2 protein-coding genes are annotated in these 2,028 nt (G+C 43.9%); both read right to left on the bottom strand.

Annotated features, from left to right (window positions below; all coding sequences use genetic code 11):
- A partial coding sequence (locus KDK19_RS13135) for a hypothetical protein (protein ID WP_257253127.1) occupies nt 1–1,267 on the bottom strand: 1,267 nt, incomplete at its 3' end.
- A 144-nt stretch (nt 1,268–1,411) separates the two neighbouring features.
- The coding region (locus tag KDK19_RS13130; RefSeq protein WP_257253128.1) for a hypothetical protein at nt 1,412–2,028 on the bottom strand (617 nt) is incomplete at its 5' end.

Raw genomic sequence — 2,028 nt, 5'->3', positions numbered from 1 at the left:
ATAGAGAGAGCATAACAGCCAGAAATCTTTCAGGCTTTAAACGACCACAACCGGGAACCGCTATGTAGGTAAAAATGATATGGAAATATTTAGTATTATCGATCACAAGTTCACATAAAGCCTTTTTTGACTTTCTTTTTGGTTCTTGCGAATCATCCGAATGAGGTAAGGAATACAAGGTATACAAAGATACCAGTTTAGTCGCAGCAGCCTTAGTCTCTGGATCAGCAAGGCAATACGCTATATTGAGGTGGTTTAAAACACAACTGCAAGCTGCTGCTTCTAATGCTTGCCTTCGGGTGGAAGGCATATAGTCTGAGTTACCAATGAATGAGGATAATCTGAGCAAATTTTCAGCTTTCAGGAATTTTCTTTCCAGATGCCGCCGAAATTTAGCCTTGTGGGTCGTTGTGCCTGTCTGCCGATGCCGCAAATGAGTCGATGGTGTGAAAAGCAAGCTTTGCTTGGATGTTGCTCCTGTATCGCCCGTAGAATTTGCTTCAGGATTCAGCGACCAATCAGCAGGCCCGTCGATATGGGATGATTGTCGAAGTTTACAAACGCCATGACAGGAATCGACGTGGCAATTTAAGCCGAGAGTATGTTGAGGTTGATCCGGCTCTTCGTTACCGCCGCCAGAGCCGAGATGCTGGAGTCTGGTGACAGAACCTGTCAGTTGCGCGGATGTTCCGGAGGCTTGCTGGCCGGATGATTCTGTTTGCTCGTTTCTTTGCTGGCTTTGTTTTTGGCTATTTCCGGGGAGCATCATAGTGGTGATTGCAAACGGGTCATCCTGACTGGCCTCCAGTTTATTTATCGGACTGAACATAGGCGAATCGGTGTTCCAATAACTTTGTAAAAGCCAGCCGACCGCAAAAAAGGCTTCTACAGGAATCCATGAATGAGGTTTGGTGCTCAGAGCACTGTCATCGGAAGTCATAACCAGTTGGTAAGCAACCAGCGCACCAGCGGCGTATATCAATTCCCACGAGATCGACTCAAAAAAGGACGTTTTTACCCTGTAACCGCCGAGTCTCTGTGGTTGGTCATTGTGCGGAAAAATTGATTCGTCATAGTTGTTTGTATCAGCAAGGTATGACGGGATGCCCAGCAATGTTTGCTGGTCTGGCTTAATAGAAAAGCTCCCTTTTGGAGAGTGTCCATCCTGATGAAGCTCAACAAAAAAGCTTCTTGTAAATGATTCGGTCTGGCAGATGGCAGACAGTGGGAACAGCAAAAACAGTGCCGCTGTGAGTAATTTTTTCAAAACTCTATCCTTACCTTCATTTTGTGTTTGTTGATTCGAAAAGGGTAGGCCTGAAAAGTGGTAATTCAAGAAGATAAGCGTCTTTTCTTTCAAAAACGAAAGATTGCATCTCTGTATAACTTTCGCTGGCGGATTGAGTTTTTTTTAATAATGGGAACTTGGTCTCGGGGATCGAGGAAAACTGATATCAGAACACAAACCGTTTAAATCCAGGGAATCAAGCATAAGCTGCTTAACACTTGATGGCCAATTGTAAAACTGGATACGTGATGGAGGCCCCATCAACGTGTAATCAGTTAATTTAACTTCAAAGCACTCTCTATTCTTCTTCCTTAACTTTTCAATCCCGTCCCAGAGAACCTCAGGATTGTCTTCATATCCTTCATGCATATCACTAAACAAACAACCCTCAACTGTGGTGCAGAGCATTTCCCCTCCGCGCCGAATAAATTCCGAAAGCACGGGACCTAAATACCCTTGTGGATAGGCTGAAACCAGTAAACTATGACTGCAATCATCAGGCAGGCACTTGTCAATATCTTTTGGGAACTTAGCTTTTTCAACAGGTAAAAAGTTAGTTAATGGTTTTTTGTCATAGCATTTCACATCAACGTCTCCCATCAAACTAAAACATTTTTCAAGAAATGCTTGCCCCGAACCAATACCGATAACTGTTTTTGGAAAAGCGCCTTGATAAGCGCCTTCGCATAGAGAGAGCATAACAGCCAGAAATCTTTCAGGCTTTAAACGACCACAACCGG

The sequence above is a fragment of the Endozoicomonas sp. ONNA1 genome, from assembly GCF_024606325.1.
In the GTDB taxonomy this organism is placed as follows: Bacteria; Pseudomonadota; Gammaproteobacteria; order Pseudomonadales; family Endozoicomonadaceae; genus Endozoicomonas_A.
The sequence above is the reverse complement of the archived record's forward strand: the minus strand, read 5'-3'. Positions and strand labels throughout refer to the sequence as shown.